Source organism: Mesorhizobium ciceri WSM4083, from assembly GCF_000519305.1.
GTDB classification, from domain to species: Bacteria; Pseudomonadota; Alphaproteobacteria; order Rhizobiales; family Rhizobiaceae; genus Mesorhizobium; species Mesorhizobium ciceri_B.
This window is the reverse complement of the sequence record NZ_KI912610.1, coordinates 1,559,213-1,575,555: the sequence shown is the minus strand read 5'-3', so window position 1 is coordinate 1,575,555 and position 16,343 is coordinate 1,559,213. Positions and strand designations below refer to the sequence as shown.

The window sequence follows — 16,343 nt, the reverse complement described above, 5'->3', positions numbered from 1 at the left end:
CAAGGGCTCGCAGGGTGTGTTGAGATTCAGGTCAGGCCGAGTCGAAAATGGTGGGTTCCGAGAACCGGAGCGGAGCGTACTTTTGGGTACGTGAGCACCGGAAGCGCAGGAAGCCGCCATCTGCAGGCCGGCATCACCTGAATATCGACACAGCCTAACCCAACAGCTGCTTGCTCAGCCTGGCACACTGCACGCGGATATCGGGAATGGCGTCGATCTCGAAGAAGGTGCCGCGCGTCAGCGGGCCGACGGCGAGGATCTTGGCCGAAACGGTGCCGTCGCCGGCGATGATCTCGCATTTGGCCGATACGTCGAGGCCGATGCGCAGCGGATCCGGCCGTGCCAGGCCGCGATCGACCAGCGAGCGCACGACGCTGTTCGACGAGGTCGAGATGTCCCTGACGATACCAGAGCAATCGTAGATGCGGGCGACCTCGAAGGTCTCGAGGCGCTGCGTGTGGCGCGACTGGACCTGGACGGTGAATTCGCCGTTGCGCGCAATGTCGACGACGCGGCCGGCGACCAGGCGGATGCGGCCGGACCGCACTGCCTCGGTGACGCGGGCATAGACCTCGGGCGCCATGCGATGGCGGTGGATGTCCCACCAGGCCTTGGTGTGCTCGACGAAGCGGCGCTTGGCGGAAGCCGGCCAGTTCTGCCAGATCTTCTGGTTGAACGGCCGCAGGCCGTCGACGACGTCGCGCCAGTCGATGCCGGCCTTCTGGTTTTCCTTGATCAGGTCGCGGAACCAGCCGACGAAGTAGGAGAGCTGGGTGCCGAGCGGAATGTCGGCGACGTCGAGCTTGATCGGATTGCCCTTGCGATGCGGCGAGGGCAGCAGGCCGCGCCGCGAGACAGCTATGATGTCGCCGCGATGGCCGCGCTGTTCCAGCGCCAGGAAGGCGTCGACCATGCTCAGGCCGGTGCCCAGCACCATGACGCCGGCGTCGGGCGGAAGTGCTGTATCGGCTTCCGATCCCATCCTGATGGCATGGCCTTGCGCCGGCTCCTCGTCGTGGCCGGTGGCCAGCACGGCGAGATGCGCAACGACGCTGGTGCCGTTGGCCAGCGCCACTTCGACACCGGATGCGGTGGGCGTGATCGAGAGGCTTTCCTCGCGGATCAACCGAAGCCGCCCGCTCTGCTTTTCGCGCGCCTGCAGCTCGTCGAGCAACTCGCCGAGGTAACGGGCATAGATGCTGCGCGGCGCATAGAAAGGCGCCTGCTCGGCCGTTGCCAGGCCGCGCTCCTGCAGCCAGCGCCAGAAATTACCGGGATCGTCGGCATAGGCGCTCATGCCGGCGGCGCTGACATTCAAGACATGCGCCGACAGCAGCGTCGAATAGGCGATGCCCTGGCCGAAATGCGGGCGCCTTTCGATCAGCGTGACGCGCAGGTCGGGATTGGGCGACTTCAGGAGATGCGCGGCCAGCACGACGCCGCTGGCGCCGCCGCCGACAATGATGATGGAGTTGGCGCGCCCGGTCATAGGCATGCCTTCGCTCTGCGCAGCGCCAGTGTCAGGCCTGGACCTTCACCGCGACCGGCAGATCGCCGATGTCCCCTGCAACCGGCAGGTCGTCGATGGCCCTCGCGACCGACAGGTCGTCGAGAGAGATATCGCGCATTTCCGCGAGGCTGCGCTGATCGAGGACCTCGGCGATCGCCTGCCGGACCTCGAGCATCAGATGTCGGACTTGGCATGTCGCCTCATTGCAATCTTCACAGCGCTGGTACTGGGTGCGGCTGGCGCAGGGGATCGGCGCCAGCGGCCCGTCGAGGACGCGCACGACATGGCCGACCTTGATCTCGTCGGCGGGGCGCGCCAGGCGATAGCCGCCATCCTTGCCCTTGCGGCTCTGGACGAAGCCGGCATTGCGCAACTCGCCCAGGATGGCGTCGAGAAATTTCTTCGGGATGTTGTTGCCGGTGGCGACGTCGTTGACGAAGGCGAGCTGCCCGACCGGCAATCGCGCGAGGTGGACGAGCGCCTTGAGGCCGTACTTGCCCTTTTTCGTGAGCATGAGATCAAAATTTCTCTGTCATGCGACGGCGTGGAACCATCGGTTGCAAAACGCCTGGCGCGCGTTGCCGCCGCGTCCAAGCCCGCATGACACATAAGTTCTAGTGACATGATATACAAGCCGAGAACTGTTGATTTTGCTTCGTTTTCAAGCCGCGCCGGCCATTTTGACCAGTCTTTGTGCCCTAGAGAGCACAAAAATGCGCTTTGACGGCAGCGAGATGGCAAATGGTCCTTCAGGGCCGGAGGCGACCGGCATCGACTGACGCGACGGCGAAAGCCGATCCATGCCGCTGGCGATTTTGGTGATGTGGTGGTCGCTCATCGTCGACTCCAACTCTCTAATGTCGATAAGAGTACTATACTTACCCCCGAACACGCGGAACGCGTTTTCGAATCCAGAGTTGTTTGGGGTATGGATTTGCCGAATGAGAGCTGGAGGGGGAATTTTGGTTCGCGGTGGGCATGGAGCCATCACGGCGGTTCAGAAGGTTAAGGCCGGCGGGACAGCACCCCCCTCTGTCCTGCCGGACATCTCCCCCGCAAGGGGGGAGATTGAGCGCTCAACCGCTTTAGCCAATCTCCCCCTCGCAGCATTGGGCGCAGCTTCGGAACTGCCAATCTCCCTCCTTGCGGGGGAGATGGCCGGCAGGCCAGAGGGGGGTGTGCGGGGGTGCTGTCCCGCCGACATCAGAAGACTTCAGACCGTGGCCGAGCCGACCACAATCGCCTCATCCGCCCTGGCACCCAACCACCGACAGCTTTTTTCTAACAACCCCACCTTCGTTGGAAGGATTTAACTCTACAAACCCAATAGAATTAGCGGACTATCATGGGGCATTCCGGTTTTCTCTTTTCAGGAGCCCTTCATGTCCACCATTTCGCGACGCATTGTTCTCCTCTCATCAGCGGCACTTGCCGGTGCGGCCTTTCTCGGCCCGGCCCATGCCGACGACCTCAAGATCACCATCGGCTATCAAACGGTGGTCGAGCCTTCGAAAGTGCCGCAGGCCGACGGCGCCTATGAAAAGGCGACGAAGGCCACCATCGACTGGCGCAAATTCGATTCCGGCGCCGATGTCATCGCCGCGGTCGCTTCCGGCTCGGTCGATATCGGCTATGTCGGTTCGAGCCCGCTGGCGGCGGCGGCGAGCCGCGAGCTGCCGATCCAGACCATCTTCATCGTCGGCCTGATCGGGCAATCCGAGGCGCTGGTGGCGCGCAACGGCGCCGGCATCGAGAAAATCGCCGACCTCGCCGGCAAGAAAGTCGCCGTGCCGTTCGTGTCGACGACGCATTACAGCCTGCTCGCCGCGCTGAAGCACGAGGGCGTCGATCCGAAGTCGGTCGAGGTCCTCAATCTCAGGCCACCGGAAATCGCAGCAGCCTTTTCGCGCGGTGACATCGATGCGGCTTACGTCTGGGATCCGGCGCTCGGCCAGATCAAGACGACGGGCAAGGTGGTGCTGGATTCCTCGCAGGTCGCCGCCTGGGGCGCGCCGACCTTCGACGCCTGGATCGTGCGCACCGACTTTGCCGAAAAAAACCCGGAAGCGGTCCGCGACTTCGTCAAGGTGACGGGCGCTGCCTATGCCGAGTTCCTCGCCAAGCCGGAGGCATGGTCGGTGTCGTCGCCGCAGGCGGCCGCGATCGCCAAGCTCACCGGCGCCAAGCTGGAAGAAGTGCCGCAGCTGCTCAAGGGCTATGTCTTCCCCACGCTGGAAGAGCAGGCCTCCGACAAATTCCTCGGCGGCGGCACGGTCAAGGCGGTGGAAGCGACATCCGCCTTCCTCAAGGAGCAAGGCAAGATCGACGCCGTGCTTCCCGACTATTCGAAATACGTGTCGTCGAAATACGTCACCCAGGCGCTGGCCTCGAACTGAGCGCCTGACCCCAACTGAACGCGCGCGGATCTTCCCTGACGCCGCGTGCTGACTGCCCCGGAACCGCTGACGAGGAGCGGCTCCGGGGCAGTCGGATTTCAACCAACTGCGAGGCATCCATGCCGCATCTCGTGCTCGACCCCCATCTCGTACTGGACAAGGTCTCGATCCACTATGACGGCCAGGCGGAGCCTGCCGTCGAGCTTGTGTCGATCGATGTCGCCAAGGGCGACTTCGTCGTGCTGGTCGGCCGTTCCGGCTGCGGCAAGACCTCGCTGCTCAACGTCGCCGCCGGTCTTGTCGCGCCGGCGCGTGGGCGTGCCTCCATCAACGGCCAACCGATCGCCGGGCCGGGCTCGGACCGGGCGGTGGTGTTCCAGAACGACGCTTTGTTTCCGTGGCTGACCGCGCGCGAAAACGTCGCCTTCGCGCTCAGGCTGCGCGGCATCAGGCCGGCCGAGCGGGCGCGCCGTGCCGATGAATTGCTTGAGCTGGTGAAGCTCACCGACGCCGGCGACAAGCGCATCTGGGAGCTTTCCGGCGGCATGCGCCAGCGCGTCGGCCTGGCCAGGGCACTCGCCGCCGAACCCGAATTCCTGCTGCTCGACGAGCCGCTCGGTGCGCTCGATGCGCTGACGCGCGAGCGCATGCAGACGACGCTGCTCGATTTGTGGACGGCAAGCGATGTCGGCGTGCTGATGGTGACGCACGGCATTGAGGAGGCGCTGGTGCTCGCCACCCGCATCGTCGTGCTGGCACCCGGCCCGGGCCGCGTGGTGCGCAGCTTCGAGCCCGGTTTCTCCAGGCGCTACGCGGCCGGCGAGGCCATTCGCACCATCAAGGCCGATCCGGCTTTTGCCGCGGCGCGCGGCGAGTTGACCGATGCGATCTTCGAAGGAGAGGCGGCATGACCGTTACCTCTTACACCGAGCGGCCGGGACACAAGATCGACGAGGCCGATGGCCTGTCGGTTCCATGGTCGCGACCCAGCCCGAAGCGCAAAGGCGTTTCCGCCCGCGCGGTCAGCGTGGTGACCATCCTAGTGGTGCTGGCGCTGTGGGCGCTGTCGGCCCGCCTGCAACTGGTGTCGCCAGTGTTCCTGCCTTCGCCGGTGGCGGTGTGGAACAAGTTCGTCCTCGTCGCCCGTGACGGCTTCGTCGATGCGACGCTGCTGCAGCATGCCGTCGCCAGCCTGGGCCGGGTTTTCGCCGCGCTGGTCGCCGCCATCGTCGTCGGCGTTCCCGTCGGTCTCGCCATCGGCATCAGCACGATCGGACGCGGCATCTTCGATCCGCTGCTGGAATTCCTGCGGCCTATCCCGCCGCTCGCCTACCTGCCGCTGGTCATCATCTGGTTCGGCATCGGCGAACCGTCGAAGATCCTGGTGATCACTATTTCCATGCTGGCCCCGGTGGCCTTGTCGACCGCGTCCGGCGTTCGCGGCGTCTCGCAGGAACGCATCAATGCGGCGCGCTCACTGGGTGCAACTCAGCGCCAAGTGGTCCGCCACGTCATCCTGCCCAGCGCGCTGCCTTCGATCCTGACCGGACTGCGCATCGCGCTCGGCGCCGGCTGGTCGACGCTGGTCGCCGCCGAACTGGTGGCGGCGACGCGCGGGCTTGGTTTCATGATCCAGTCGGCCGCCCAGTTCCTCGTCACCGACGTGGTGGTGATGGGCATATTGGTGATCGCGGCCATTGCCTTCGTGCTCGAATTCACCCTCCGCAGGATCGAGTGCGTGCTCGTCCCGTGGGCGGGACGCGAATGATTGGAAACCGGAAGAGCAGGAGAGAATGACGATGACCCATTCCACCGCCGTGCTGTTCGCCCAAGCCGGTAACTGGCTTCTCGCCTGGACCAGGGAAAGCCAGCCGCTAGAACAGCAACCGAAATCGCCAACGCCGGTCCGCTGGGACGCCGAGCGCGACCGCCTGCCGCCACGCGACGAGAGTTTTTACTGGGCATGGCAGTATTGGTCGCAGTGAGGGATGGCGAATTGATCGCCGCTTGGCCCAATCGGACGCCTCGATATGGGCCGAAACAACCCTACGCTTCGTCATCCTAGGGCGGAGCGAGGAGCGAAGCGACGTGGCGCAGACCCTAGGATCCATGCCGTGACGGTATGCTATGCTCCGGCGGTGCAAGAAACCGAACGACTACCACCCAGTTCCGCGAAAGAGCTCGAACCACTCGGGATTGGCTTTCTCAATCAACTCGATCTTCCATTGGCGTGGCCTTGCTCCGCCCTAGGATGACGAATTCTGGGTTGCCGTAGAAGACAATTCCTCACCTCCACGCCAACTCGCAAAATCATTCCTCTACTAAATTTATAGAACTACCTAGCCTGATCCATCTTCCAACCGGCGAGGCCATTTCCGGCGCCGATCCGCAGCGAAGGAGAGGGATCAATGTTCAATCTGACCAAGCCTTTCAATCTGACGAGACGTGTTTTCGGCATCGGCCTGCTGGCGGCGACGGTTGCCGTGTCAGCCGGCGCCACAGCGCAGGAGCTGAAGCAGCTCAGCATCGGCTATCAGAAGACCGGCCTGCCGGTGATCGCGAGGCAGCAGCAGGTGATTGAAAAGGCCCTTGGATACAAGAGCGTCACCGTCAAGTGGGTCGAGTTCACCGCCGGGCCGCCGCTGGTGGAGGCGCTGAATGTCGGCGCCATCGATGTCGGCTGGACCGGCGACGCACCGCCGATCTTCGGCCAGTCGGCCGGCGCCAACATCGTCTATGCGGCGGCGCTGCCGTCGAATGGCGAGGGCGAGGCGATCTTCGTCAAGCCGGCGTCGCCGATCCAGTCGGTTGCCGATCTCAAGGGAAAGCGCGTCGGTGTCGGCAAGGGCACCAGCGCGCATAATCTGCTTGTCGCGGCGCTGGAAAAGGCCGGCATTCCGTTCGACCAGATCACGCCGGTCTATCTCAGCCCCGCGGATGCGGCCGCTGCCTTCGCCAGCGACCAGATCGATGCCTGGAGCGTTTGGGATCCGTTCTTCGCCATCGCCGAAACCCGCTACCAGCCGCGTGTGCTGGCCCGCTCCAGCGAGGTGCTTAGGGTCAACACCTACTTCCTCGCCAACAAGGATTTCGCCAAGGCGCACCCCGAAACCATCACCACGACGATATCTGCCCTTGGCGAGGCGGCGAAGTGGGCCGACCAGAACCGCGACAAGGTGGCCGCGGCGCTGCATGAGGTGACCGGCGTGCCGCTCGACGCGCAGATCATCGCCGCCAACCGCACCAAGTTCGGCATCTTTCCGATCACCGACGAGATCATCGCCGGCCAGCAGGCGACCGCCGACCGCTTCTACAAGCTCGGGCTGATCCCGAAAGCGGTCCGCATCTCCGACGCGGTGTGGACAGCACCCGGCAACTAACTTGTCCCCTGACGGCGCCGGGTGGGAACGCCCGGCGCCATTTGCGTTTGCACCCATATCTCCAGGAGATCCGCCCGTGACTGTGCCAGACATGACCGCGCCTGCCAGCACCGCACCGCTCGATTTCTTCTGGTTCATCCCGACGCATGGCGACGGTTCCTATCTCGGTTCCGAGGAGCAGCAGCGACCGCCCGAATTCGGCTACTTCAAGGAGATCGCGCAAGCGGTCGACCGGCTCGGCTTTCCCGGCGTGCTGCTGCCCACGGGTCAGAACTGCGAGGATTCCTGGATCACCGCGACAGGTCTCGCGACGCTGACCGAAAAGCTGAAATTCCTTGTCGCGCTGCGGCCGGGCGTCACGCTGCCGACTTTCGCCGCGCGCCAGACCGCCGCACTCGACCGCTTGAGCAATGGCCGCCTGCTGCTCAATGTCGTGGTCGGCGGCAACCCGACCGAGCTCGCCGGCGACGGCGTCTTCCTGCCGCATGACGAGCGCTATGCCCAGGCGCATGAATTCCTGACCATCTGGCGCGCCCTGGCGTCCGGCGAACGAGTCAATTTCGACGGCAAATATTACCGCGTCGAGAATGGCCGGCTCGACCTTCTGCCCGCGCAGGCGCGGCCGCCGCTCTATTTCGGCGGCTCGTCGGACGCCGGCCAGGACCTCGCCGCCGACCTCGTCGACATGTATCTGACCTGGGGCGAGCCGCCGGCGCAAGTTGCCGAGAAGCTGGCCGCGGCGCGCGCAAAAGCGGCACTGCGCGGCAGAAAACTGCGTTTCGGCATCAGGCTGCATTTCATCGTGCGCGAGACCGAGGAGGAAGCTTGGCGCGCCGCCGACCGGCTGATCAGCCACGTCACCGACGCCCAGATCGAAAACGCGCAGGCGCGCTTCCTCACCCAGATGGACTCGGTCGGCCAGCGCCGCATGGCCGAGCTGCATGGCGGCCGCCGTGACAGGCTGGTCGTCTCACCCAATCTGTGGGCCGGTGTCGGGCTGGTGCGCGGCGGCGCCGGCACGGCGCTGGTCGGCACGCCGGAACAGATCACCGAGCGCATCCGCGAATACCAGGCGATCGGCATCGATACCATCATCGGCTCAGGCTATCCGCATCTCGAGGAAGCCTACCGCGTCGCCGAGCTTCTGTTCCCGAAACTCGGGCTCGGCACCAGGCGGCAGCGGGCGCATGAGAACATCGCCAACGAATTCTCGGTCGGCTTCCATGGCGCCAACCGCCTGCAGGCTTCGTCATGAGCTCTGCCACGCGCCTGCATAACAATGCCATCGGCTGGCTGCTCCCGGCGCTGGTTATTGCCGGCTGGGAGATTGCCAGCCGGGCGGGCGTCATGCCGGCCAACGTGCTGCCGGCGCCAAGTGCGGTCGCCGAGGCCTTCTGGCGGCTGACGCTGTCAGGCGAGTTGATCCGCAACATCGGCGTCTCGACCGCGCGCGCCCTTGCCGGCTTCGCCGTCGGCGGTTCGATCGGTTTTGCGCTCGGCCTTGCCAACGGGCTGTCGACGCTCAGCCGCGGCCTGACCGACACGACGCTGCAGATGATCCGCAACATTCCGCATCTGGCGCTGATCCCGCTGGTCATCCTGTGGTTCGGCATCGACGAGGAAGCCAAGCTGTTCCTGGTGGCGCTCGGCGTGTTCTTTCCGATCTACGTCAACACGCTGCTCGGCATCCAGAGCGTCGACCCGCAGCTGGTCGAGATGGGCCGCGTCTACGGCATGGACCGGCGCGCCCTGTTCTTCCGCGTCATCCTGCCCGGCGCGCTGCCGGCGATCTTCGTCGGCCTGCGCTATGCACTCGGCATCATGTGGCTGACGCTGATCGTCGCCGAAACCATCTCGGCCAGCTCCGGTCTCGGCTACATGGCCATGCAGGCGCGCGAATTCCTGCTGATCGACGTCGTTGTGCTGTCGATCCTGATCTACGCGCTGCTCGGCAAGCTCGCCGACAGCCTCGCCCGCCTGCTCGAGCGGCTGTCGCTCGGCTGGCATCCAGCCTTCCAGAACGGATGAGAGATTGCCCATGACCGCCGCCAGCCTGACCGCAGCCCGTTCCTTCGTCGCCACGCCGGTGCGGCCGATCGGCTCCGTCGAAGGACAGCGGGCCTTTGCCTTCAGGCATGCCGGCAAGCGCTTCGGCGACAAGACCGTGCTCGACGGCATCGACCTGGACGTGCCGGCCGGGCAGTTCCTTGCCGTCATCGGCAAGAGCGGCTGCGGCAAGAGCACGCTTTTGCGACTTCTGGCCGGGCTCGACCGGCCGACATCGGGATCGCTGACATTCGGCGTGGCAGAGGAAGGACACAGCCGCACGCGCTTCATGTTCCAGGAGCCACGGCTCCTGCCCTGGGCCAGCGTGGTGAAAAACGTCGAGGTCGGGCTGACCGGGATTGCTTCCGGCGCGGAGGCAAGGCAACGCGCGCTCGACATCCTCGGCGAGGTCGGGCTTGCCGACCGGGCCGACGAATGGCCTTCGGTGCTATCGGGAGGTCAGAAGCAGCGCGTGGCGCTGGCCCGCGCGCTGGTCGGCCACCCGCAGATACTGGCGCTCGACGAGCCGCTGGGCGCGCTCGACGCGCTGACCCGCATCGAGATGCAGCAGCTTCTGGAACGCATCTGGATCGCGCAGAAGTTCACCGCCGTGCTGGTCACGCATGATGTCGCTGAAGCGGTTGCGCTGGCCGATCGGGTCGTGGTGATCAGCGAAGGCCGGATCGCGCTTGATCTGGATGTCCCGGTCGAACGGCCGCGCCGGCGCGGTTCGGTGGAGCTTGCGCGGTTGGAAGGCAAGATTCTGGATCGGCTGTTCGGGTAGGTTTGTTGGGGGCGGCGGCATTCTTTCTGAACCGGATAGATAGGTAACAGAATCGACCGAGAGCGTGGGCTTGCTCGCCGCGGTATGGCCGTCTTGTGGCGGCAGCGCGCTCGACGAGCGCCTTCCCCCACTCCGTCTCGGCTTCGCCGAGCCACCTCTCCCCCCTCCGGAGGGAGAGGAAGGGAGCCAACCTTGCTCAAGCTCGCGCCCTTCCTCTCCCCCGTCGATCGGGGGAGAGGTGTCGAGCGCAGCTCGACGGAGTGGGGGTCGACCTTTCTTCGAAGCTCATCCCCCTACCGGTTCGCCCACACCAATCCCACCAGTCCGACCAGCATGGTGACGAGGCCGATATAGAGCCATTGCGATTGGCCGGTCATGAAGCTGCCGCCGACCACGCCGATGCCTTGCAGCGACCACAGCGCGCCGATGGCAAGGGCAATCAACGCCAGAAGATTTTTGCTCAGCCTCATTTCCGAGTCTCCCTTTTGAAGTCGATTGGTTGCAGCATCGGGGCCACGATAAAAGAGCCGAAGGAAGGGGACCGGCCGTGCCGAGCTCTACTTGGATATTAATGTTCAATCTTGTCAAACGGGTGCCTGGCAGCAGGTCAAAGATCATCCTTGATTGATCGTCGCGTGCCGGAAAATCCCTGACAGACTGTTACCCAGCGACTCCAAACGTGTGCCATTGCCACGGAACCGCCAGATCACTGCCGCATTTCCCGCCTTATTCGGCACCTAACGGCTGGGGTCTGTCAAAAACGGAGCCATCCCCCAAATATGAAGAACTCAAAACAGACCGCGATTGTCGCGGTAACGATCGCTGCTGGCCTGATGGTCGGTGCTTCTTCGGCGACCGCCGCCGCCCAGTGCGGCCGCGCCTCGTGGTATGCCCTGCACTCCAAGACCGCATCGGGCGAGCGCATGAACCCGTCGGCGCTGACCGCCGCGCATCGCACCTTGCCTTTCGGCACCAAGCTCAGGGTGACCAACAAGAACAACGGCCGCAGCGTCGTCGTGCGTATCAACGATCGCGGTCCGTTCATCAAGGGACGCGTGCTCGACCTGTCGAAGGGTGCGGCCGGCCAGCTCGGCTTCATCGGCTCCGGCCACACTTCCGTGTGCATGGCGCGCGTCTAGAGCTTCCTGTGTCCGGCAAAAGGGCCGGACACACTCCCTACACATTTCGCAGCCGCACACTGAGCCGGCTGGCGCCGTTCGGCCCCGATTCCATGGCCTTGAACCAAAGAAGCATTGGTCACGCAGCGTGACGTATTGCATCGCAGCAATTAGTTGTTAACTTCCCCGCGAGACATCTAGGGCTCGGCGCGGCTCGTCGTCCCTTCGGTCGCAGGCAGCAGCGGGGTTCTCGATGTTCTACCAGCTCTATGAAATGAACCACGCGGCGCTGCAGCCGGCGCGCCTCTATGCCGACGCCGTGCGGATGTTCTACTCCAATCCGCTCAATCCGTTTTCCCACACGCAATGGGGCCGTTCGATCGCGGCGACGGCCGAACTGTTCGAGCGCACCACGCGCCGCTACGGCAAACCGGCCTTCGGCCTGACCAAGACCGTGGTCGACTGGAAGAGCGTCGAGGTCGCCGAGAAGACCGTGTGGTCGAAGCCGTTCTGCAATCTCGTCCGCTTTGAACGCGCCATTCCCGCCGGGCGTAAGCCCGACCCAAAGCTTCTCATCGTGGCGCCGATGTCGGGCCACTATGCGACGCTGCTGCGCGGCACGGTCGAAGCCATGCTGCCCCATGCCGACGTGCACATCACCGATTGGGTCGATGCCCGCATGGTGCCGCTGGCCGACGGCCAATTCGATCTCGACGACTACATCGACTACATCGTCGACATGCTGCATGCGCTGGGGCCGGACACGCATGTGATGGCGGTGTGCCAGCCTTCCGTGCCGGTGCTGGCCGCCGTGGCGCTGATGGAAACCAAGGGCGACCCCTTCGTGCCCTCGACCATGACCTTGATGGGCGGCCCGATCGACACCCGCAGCAACCCGACCGCGGTCAATCTGCTGGCGCAGGAAAAGGGCATCGACTGGTTCCGCGACAATGTCGTGATGCATGCGCCCTGGCCGGTGCCGGGCTTCGGCCGCGAGGTCTATCCAGGCTTCCTGCAGCTGTCCGGCTTCATGAGCATGAACCTCGACCGCCACATCATCGCCCACAAGGACTTCTTCATGCATCTGGTGAAGCATGATGGCGATAATGCCGAGAAGCACCGCGATTTCTACGACGAGTACCTTGCTGTCATGGACCTGACGGCGGAGTTTTATCTGCAGACCGTCGACACGGTTTTCGTGCGCCAGGCCTTGCCCAAGGGCGAGATGACGCATCGCGGCACCAGGATCGATCCGTCAGCGATCCGCAACGTCGCGATGTTCACGGTCGAAGGCGAGAACGACGACATATCGGGCCTTGGCCAGACCAAGGCGGCGCATGATCTGTGCCCCAACATCCCGGCTGAGCGGCATGCCCACTACATGCAGCCGGCGGTTGGCCACTACGGCGTGTTCAACGGTTCGCGCTTCCGTTCCGAAATCGTGCCGCGCATCGTCGACTTCATCACCAGCTATGGCCGCCAGGAGCGTGTCGCGGTGAAGCCTAAGCTGGTCCGCGCCGCCAAGAGATAATGCACGTCGACCAGAATTGCGGTTTTGGGACGATGATCTGCATAAACCAAGCTTAACGGCGACAAACCGGTGCAATTGACCGGTAAAAGCCGGTTGGCTGGCCGATTCTGTTGCACAAGTGCCGCTGTCCAGCCCCTCGGGTAACCATGCCGACAATCCGACCGTCGTCGTAATTGACACGGACTGTAAATCCCCCTTAACCTTTCGTTAATAACAAAGGGTGAGCGGGGACAATGATTTCCTCATCGATGGCGCAACGGCTGCGCGTGTATGTGGCGGCCGGGCTGGCAGTGACGGCGGGCTGGGTGGCACCGGCCTTGGCGGGTGGAGCGATGGCGACCGGGGGGCTTACCTCGCAGCCGATCGGCCACTATGATTTCTGCAAGCTGCATCCGGGCGAGTGCTCGATCCGCCCGACCAATCTGGCGCCGGCTCCGATGAGCGACGGCCTGATGCGCAAGCTTCTCAATGTCACCGCCAGGGTCAACGCCGCCGTCAAGCCGATGAGCGACATGGACATCTACGGCAAGGACGAGGTCTGGGCCTATCCCGACAAGGGCGTCGGCGATTGCGAGGACTATGTGCTGGAAAAGCGGCGCCAGCTTTCGCGCATGAGCATCTCGCTTGCCGATCTTCTGATCACCGTCGTGCGCAAGCCCGACGGCGAGGGTCACGCCGTGCTGACGGTGCGCACCGACGAGGGCGACTATGTGCTCGACAATCTGACCGACAAGGTCAAGCCATGGGACGCGACCGGTTACCGCTTCCTCAAGCGGCAGGCGATCGACAACACCGGCCGCTGGGTCTCGATCCGCGGTGGCCAGCAGGTTCTGGTCGGCGCGGTTCAGTAGCTTCTGCACGACCAGGGCGGCATCGGCGAAGGATCGGCGATCCTTGGCGCCCCCCTCTGTCCTGCCGGACATCTCCCCCTCAAGGGGGGAGATCGGATGTTACCTCCGCTTTCGCCAATTTCCTGCGTTGAATAGTGTTGAAGAGGCGATCCGGCGCCGAAGCCGCCAATCTCCCCCCTTGAGGGGGAGATGCCCGGCAGGGCAGAGGGGGGCGCTGTCCCGCCGGCGTCTCGCTCGTGGCCCGGCTCCACGCGCATCCTCCAACAATCTCGCATTTCTCCGTGAACCATTTCGCTCCGGCCAGCGACACACAGCCGTGAACCGAAACCAACCATGGAGACTTCAGATGACTGCTTTTCTGCGAAACACCCTTCTTGCCGCTATCGCGGTGTCGAGCATGGCCGGATCCGCCATGGCCGATCAGACCACCAGCTGTTCCAAAACCAACCTCAACGACCTCTGGGCCGGCCGCTGTTGCGGTGAAGCCGGGGCGTCGGACTGCCTGGGCGGTGGAAACAATGGCCATGGCGACAATGGCCGGGGCGGTAATGGCGGCACGGCCGGCAAGAAGTGATCTCACCACTGTGCCCGCCGGCGGACCGCCGGCGGGCAGTTTCCTCGTGAAGCAGGCGAAGTTGCACCGGCGCGGACCCTCAAACTACGGCCGCTGGTTTAACGCCGCGCGGATCGATGCGGTGATGCGGCGAAGCTCGGCTTCGTCGAGTTTCTCGATGTTTTCGGCCAGCAGATTGGCTAGCTCGGTGGCGGCGGGGGAAAGACCCGACGTGTCGAGTTTGACACGCGGGTGCGAGGCCTCGGCCAGCCGCGCCAATTCCTCGGCGTCGTCCCAGATGATGTTGAAATAGCCGATGATCTTCTGGATCAGCGTCCAGGTCGGGGCACCGCGCCTGCCATGTTCGAGCGCCGACAGATAGGCGGCGCTGACGCCGATCGCCGCCGCCATGTCCTTTTGGCGGACACCGCGTTCGCCTCGTAGCGTCCGCAGCTTCTCTCCGAACGGGGTCATGCCCCCACCCTCATGATAGAGCTCCTCACAGGCGCGCCCGCCGCAGGCGGATGTAGAGCGCACCCGAACCGCCATGATTGCGGGCGGCATGGTCGTGGCTGGAGACGAGCGGCCGGAAGGCGGGCGTCGACAGCCAGGCCGGCACGGCGCGCCGCAACACGCCATCGCCGCCGGAGGACGAGCCCTTGCCGGTAATGACCAGGACATAGCGGACGCCGCCGGCATGCGCCCGGTGCAGGAACGAAAACAGCAGCGAATAGGCCTCGTCCTGCGTCATGCCGTGCAGATCGACGCGGCCCTCGATCGGCAGCCGGCCTTTCGACAATTTGTCCAACGTCGGCTCGTCGAGCGCGTGGGCGACATGCTGCGTCTTCGGTTTGGCTGCGCCGCCCGGATTGCCCATGAACTGAACCGGTTGCGACTGACTCGGCCTGACCTCTGCAGGGATTTCAGGGATGTCGATGGCAAATTTGCCCTTCAGCGGCTTGGCCGTTCGCGCCACCAGGTTCCACAGAACCCGGTCGTCCTCGCTGAGCTTGTCCGGGCGCCGGGTCATCGGACCGCGCCTGCAACGAGCGCGCGTGGGATCAGCGCATAAAAATCCGCGGCATTGCGGACCACGCCGGCGATCTCGCCCGCGGCATCGCCCGAACCGGCGAACAGGTCGCCCCGCGCCGGTCCGGTGATGGCCGAGCCGGTGTCCTGCGCGATCATCAGGCGGCGGAACGGTTTTGCGTCGAAGGCAGTCAGCGTCGGCGCGTCGATGTAAAAGGGCGTGCCGAATGTATGCAGCAGACGGTCGACGGCAATCGAGCGGCCGGGCGTCAGTGGCACCTTGGCGGCGGCGATCGGGCCAAGGGCCGCGTCCTCGACATCGGCCTGGCGGAAGAAAATGTAAGAGCGGTTCTGCCACAGTATCTCGTCGATGCGGTCCGGATGCGCCTTGAACCAGGCGCGGATCGACTGCATCGTCACCTCCGCCAGCGGGATCTCGCCAATCTCGCTCAGGATCTTGCCGGGTCCGGTGAAGCGCTGGCCGGATTTGGCGGCATAGGTGACGCGGACAAGCCGGCCGTCGGTCATGGTGAGGCGTGCGGCACCTTGCACGTGAATGAAGAAGGCATCGACCTTGTCGGCCAGCCAGGCGATTTCCAGGCCCCTGCCATCCAGCGCGCCACGCTCGATCTCGCCACGGTCGGGATACTCGACCGGCCCGTTCGGCGTCTGGCGCGCGAAAGCGAGGTAAGGATCCAGGCCGGCAGGCCGGTTGCTTTCGTCGATATCGACGAGATCGGCCGGACGCGACAGCAATGGCAGCGAAAATCGGTCCGTGCGCACCGGTGACGCCTCGACTTGCGGTTCGTAAAACCCGGTGACGAGCCCGGCGCCGCCATGTTCGGCAGGGATAAGCGCCGGGGAAAAATGGCGCTCGAAGAAGGCGCGGGCTTCCCCGCGGGTCAAAACCGGCGACCGATTCGCCGGCGAAACGATCCGGGCCTCGGCGTAGGCATCGGCAAAAGCGTGGAAGTCGACGCCGAGCGCACCGCTACGATAGGGTTTGGTCAGGACATGGAAGGCCGAGCGGCGAAAGGCGGCGAAGGCCGCCTGATGGTCGTCATCGTCCCAGCCGGGCAGATCGCCGAAGGCTTTCTCGACAAAAAGAGGCGATAGCGACACCGGAGCCTCGCCGCGTGTTTCCG

The 16,343-nt window shown here is 64.5% G+C and carries 19 protein-coding genes; 12 read left to right on the top strand and 7 right to left on the bottom strand.

Annotation, left to right across the window (positions count from 1 at the left end; all coding sequences use genetic code 11):
* Positions 1 to 154 precede the first annotated feature (154 nt).
* The 3 genes from MESCI2_RS0133695 to MESCI2_RS1000000138355 all read right to left on the bottom strand — a co-directional run bounded on the left by MESCI2_RS0133695 (position 155) and on the right by MESCI2_RS1000000138355 (position 2,348).
* Entirely contained in the window at positions 155 to 1,489 is a 1,335-nt protein-coding gene (locus tag MESCI2_RS0133695) for an FAD/NAD(P)-binding protein (RefSeq protein WP_027040339.1), read from the bottom strand.
* A 31-nt stretch (positions 1,490 to 1,520) separates the two neighbouring features.
* Positions 1,521 to 2,024, bottom strand: coding sequence for an RrF2 family transcriptional regulator (locus tag MESCI2_RS0133690; protein ID WP_027040338.1), 504 nt, complete (start codon positions 2,022 to 2,024; stop codon positions 1,521 to 1,523).
* A gap of 147 nt (positions 2,025 to 2,171) precedes the next feature.
* The gene (locus MESCI2_RS1000000138355) at positions 2,172 to 2,348 is read right to left on the bottom strand and encodes a hypothetical protein (protein WP_155936720.1); all 177 of its coding nucleotides are present in this window, start codon (positions 2,346 to 2,348) and stop codon (positions 2,172 to 2,174) included.
* Between the two features lie 544 nt (positions 2,349 to 2,892).
* Here MESCI2_RS1000000138355 and tauA point away from each other — a divergent pair.
* The 8 genes from tauA to MESCI2_RS0133645 all read left to right on the top strand — a co-directional run bounded on the left by tauA (position 2,893) and on the right by MESCI2_RS0133645 (position 10,116).
* Positions 2,893 to 3,906, top strand: coding sequence for a taurine ABC transporter substrate-binding protein (tauA, locus tag MESCI2_RS0133680; RefSeq protein ID WP_027040337.1), 1,014 nt, complete (start codon positions 2,893 to 2,895; stop codon positions 3,904 to 3,906).
* A 119-nt stretch (positions 3,907 to 4,025) separates the two neighbouring features.
* Positions 4,026 to 4,817 (top strand): taurine ABC transporter ATP-binding protein, encoded by a 792-nt coding sequence (locus MESCI2_RS0133675; protein ID WP_027040336.1) that lies wholly within the window; start codon positions 4,026 to 4,028, stop codon positions 4,815 to 4,817.
* On the top strand, positions 4,814 to 5,674 hold the full coding sequence (locus tag MESCI2_RS0133670) for an ABC transporter permease subunit (RefSeq protein ID WP_027040335.1): 861 nt from the start codon (positions 4,814 to 4,816) through the stop codon (positions 5,672 to 5,674). Before MESCI2_RS0133675 ends, MESCI2_RS0133670 begins: the two co-directional genes overlap by 4 nt.
* Positions 5,675 to 5,705: 31 nt before the next feature.
* On the top strand, positions 5,706 to 5,891 hold the full coding sequence (locus tag MESCI2_RS0133665; RefSeq protein ID WP_013528709.1) for a hypothetical protein: 186 nt from the start codon (positions 5,706 to 5,708) through the stop codon (positions 5,889 to 5,891).
* A gap of 423 nt (positions 5,892 to 6,314) precedes the next feature.
* Positions 6,315 to 7,286 carry a sulfonate ABC transporter substrate-binding protein gene (locus MESCI2_RS0133660; RefSeq protein WP_032901459.1) on the top strand — a complete coding sequence of 324 codons (972 nt, stop codon included), beginning with the start codon at positions 6,315 to 6,317 and terminating at the stop codon, positions 7,284 to 7,286.
* A gap of 91 nt (positions 7,287 to 7,377) precedes the next feature.
* On the top strand, positions 7,378 to 8,541 hold the full coding sequence (ssuD, locus tag MESCI2_RS0133655; protein ID WP_027040333.1) for an FMNH2-dependent alkanesulfonate monooxygenase: 1,164 nt from the start codon (positions 7,378 to 7,380) through the stop codon (positions 8,539 to 8,541).
* A complete protein-coding gene (locus tag MESCI2_RS0133650; RefSeq protein ID WP_027040332.1) occupies positions 8,538 to 9,314 on the top strand; it encodes an ABC transporter permease subunit in 777 nt (258 codons plus the stop codon). Before ssuD ends, MESCI2_RS0133650 begins: the two co-directional genes overlap by 4 nt.
* A 10-nt stretch (positions 9,315 to 9,324) precedes the next feature.
* A complete protein-coding gene (locus MESCI2_RS0133645) occupies positions 9,325 to 10,116 on the top strand; it encodes an ATP-binding cassette domain-containing protein (RefSeq protein ID WP_027040331.1) in 792 nt (263 codons plus the stop codon).
* 293 nt (positions 10,117 to 10,409) lie between these two features.
* Here the strand turns inward: MESCI2_RS0133645 and MESCI2_RS1000000138655 are convergent, their stop codons facing one another.
* Positions 10,410 to 10,586 carry a hypothetical protein gene (locus MESCI2_RS1000000138655; RefSeq protein ID WP_197031617.1) on the bottom strand — a complete coding sequence of 59 codons (177 nt, stop codon included), beginning with the start codon at positions 10,584 to 10,586 and terminating at the stop codon, positions 10,410 to 10,412.
* A 309-nt stretch (positions 10,587 to 10,895) separates the two neighbouring features.
* Between MESCI2_RS1000000138655 and MESCI2_RS0133635 the strand changes: the two genes are divergently transcribed.
* The 4 genes from MESCI2_RS0133635 (at position 10,896) to MESCI2_RS0133620 (ending at position 14,190) form a co-directional block, all read left to right on the top strand.
* The gene (locus MESCI2_RS0133635) at positions 10,896 to 11,255 is read left to right on the top strand and encodes a septal ring lytic transglycosylase RlpA family protein (RefSeq protein WP_027040330.1); all 360 of its coding nucleotides are present in this window, start codon (positions 10,896 to 10,898) and stop codon (positions 11,253 to 11,255) included.
* A gap of 232 nt (positions 11,256 to 11,487) precedes the next feature.
* Entirely contained in the window at positions 11,488 to 12,765 is a 1,278-nt protein-coding gene (locus MESCI2_RS0133630; RefSeq protein ID WP_027040329.1) for a polyhydroxyalkanoate depolymerase, read from the top strand.
* A 233-nt stretch (positions 12,766 to 12,998) separates the two neighbouring features.
* The gene (locus MESCI2_RS0133625; RefSeq protein ID WP_027040328.1) at positions 12,999 to 13,616 is read left to right on the top strand and encodes a transglutaminase-like cysteine peptidase; all 618 of its coding nucleotides are present in this window, start codon (positions 12,999 to 13,001) and stop codon (positions 13,614 to 13,616) included.
* Between the two features lie 346 nt (positions 13,617 to 13,962).
* Positions 13,963 to 14,190, top strand: coding sequence for a hypothetical protein (locus MESCI2_RS0133620; protein WP_027040327.1), 228 nt, complete (start codon positions 13,963 to 13,965; stop codon positions 14,188 to 14,190).
* Positions 14,191 to 14,274: 84 nt separating this feature from the next.
* Here the strand turns inward: MESCI2_RS0133620 and MESCI2_RS0133615 are convergent, their stop codons facing one another.
* Genes MESCI2_RS0133615 through mltA form a run of 3 tightly spaced genes read right to left on the bottom strand, consistent with a single transcriptional unit; the run spans position 14,275 to position 16,320 of the window.
* A complete protein-coding gene (locus tag MESCI2_RS0133615; RefSeq protein ID WP_027040326.1) occupies positions 14,275 to 14,643 on the bottom strand; it encodes a helix-turn-helix domain-containing protein in 369 nt (122 codons plus the stop codon).
* A gap of 25 nt (positions 14,644 to 14,668) precedes the next feature.
* Complete coding sequence (locus tag MESCI2_RS0133610; protein ID WP_027040325.1) at positions 14,669 to 15,199, bottom strand: Smr/MutS family protein; 531 nt, start codon at positions 15,197 to 15,199, stop codon at positions 14,669 to 14,671.
* Complete coding sequence (gene mltA, locus MESCI2_RS0133605; protein ID WP_027040324.1) at positions 15,196 to 16,320, bottom strand: murein transglycosylase A; 1,125 nt, start codon at positions 16,318 to 16,320, stop codon at positions 15,196 to 15,198. Before mltA ends, MESCI2_RS0133610 begins: the two co-directional genes overlap by 4 nt.
* Positions 16,321 to 16,343: the final 23 nt, after the last annotated feature.

What these genes read in the sequence shown, in the direction of transcription:
- MESCI2_RS0133610 (WP_027040325.1), bottom strand. Translation starts at nt 15,199, where the DNA reads ATGACCCGGCGCCCGGACAAGCTCAGCGAGGACGACCGGGTTCTGTGG.
- MESCI2_RS0133670 (WP_027040335.1), top strand. Translation starts at nt 4,814, where the DNA reads ATGACCGTTACCTCTTACACCGAGCGGCCGGGACACAAGATCGACGAG.
- MESCI2_RS0133690 (WP_027040338.1), bottom strand. Translation starts at nt 2,024, where the DNA reads ATGCTCACGAAAAAGGGCAAGTACGGCCTCAAGGCGCTCGTCCACCTC.
- MESCI2_RS0133615 (WP_027040326.1), bottom strand. Translation starts at nt 14,643, where the DNA reads ATGACCCCGTTCGGAGAGAAGCTGCGGACGCTACGAGGCGAACGCGGT.
- MESCI2_RS0133625 (WP_027040328.1), top strand. Translation starts at nt 12,999, where the DNA reads ATGATTTCCTCATCGATGGCGCAACGGCTGCGCGTGTATGTGGCGGCC.
- MESCI2_RS0133650 (WP_027040332.1), top strand. Translation starts at nt 8,538, where the DNA reads ATGAGCTCTGCCACGCGCCTGCATAACAATGCCATCGGCTGGCTGCTC.
- MESCI2_RS0133630 (WP_027040329.1), top strand. Translation starts at nt 11,488, where the DNA reads ATGTTCTACCAGCTCTATGAAATGAACCACGCGGCGCTGCAGCCGGCG.
- MESCI2_RS0133635 (WP_027040330.1), top strand. Translation starts at nt 10,896, where the DNA reads ATGAAGAACTCAAAACAGACCGCGATTGTCGCGGTAACGATCGCTGCT.
- MESCI2_RS0133620 (WP_027040327.1), top strand. Translation starts at nt 13,963, where the DNA reads ATGACTGCTTTTCTGCGAAACACCCTTCTTGCCGCTATCGCGGTGTCG.
- tauA (WP_027040337.1), top strand. Translation starts at nt 2,893, where the DNA reads ATGTCCACCATTTCGCGACGCATTGTTCTCCTCTCATCAGCGGCACTT.
- MESCI2_RS0133695 (WP_027040339.1), bottom strand. Translation starts at nt 1,489, where the DNA reads ATGACCGGGCGCGCCAACTCCATCATCATTGTCGGCGGCGGCGCCAGC.
- MESCI2_RS1000000138355 (WP_155936720.1), bottom strand. Translation starts at nt 2,348, where the DNA reads ATGAGCGACCACCACATCACCAAAATCGCCAGCGGCATGGATCGGCTT.
- ssuD (WP_027040333.1), top strand. Translation starts at nt 7,378, where the DNA reads ATGACCGCGCCTGCCAGCACCGCACCGCTCGATTTCTTCTGGTTCATC.
- MESCI2_RS0133665 (WP_013528709.1), top strand. Translation starts at nt 5,706, where the DNA reads ATGACCCATTCCACCGCCGTGCTGTTCGCCCAAGCCGGTAACTGGCTT.
- MESCI2_RS0133645 (WP_027040331.1), top strand. Translation starts at nt 9,325, where the DNA reads ATGACCGCCGCCAGCCTGACCGCAGCCCGTTCCTTCGTCGCCACGCCG.
- MESCI2_RS1000000138655 (WP_197031617.1), bottom strand. Translation starts at nt 10,586, where the DNA reads ATGAGGCTGAGCAAAAATCTTCTGGCGTTGATTGCCCTTGCCATCGGC.
- MESCI2_RS0133660 (WP_032901459.1), top strand. Translation starts at nt 6,315, where the DNA reads ATGTTCAATCTGACCAAGCCTTTCAATCTGACGAGACGTGTTTTCGGC.
- MESCI2_RS0133675 (WP_027040336.1), top strand. Translation starts at nt 4,026, where the DNA reads ATGCCGCATCTCGTGCTCGACCCCCATCTCGTACTGGACAAGGTCTCG.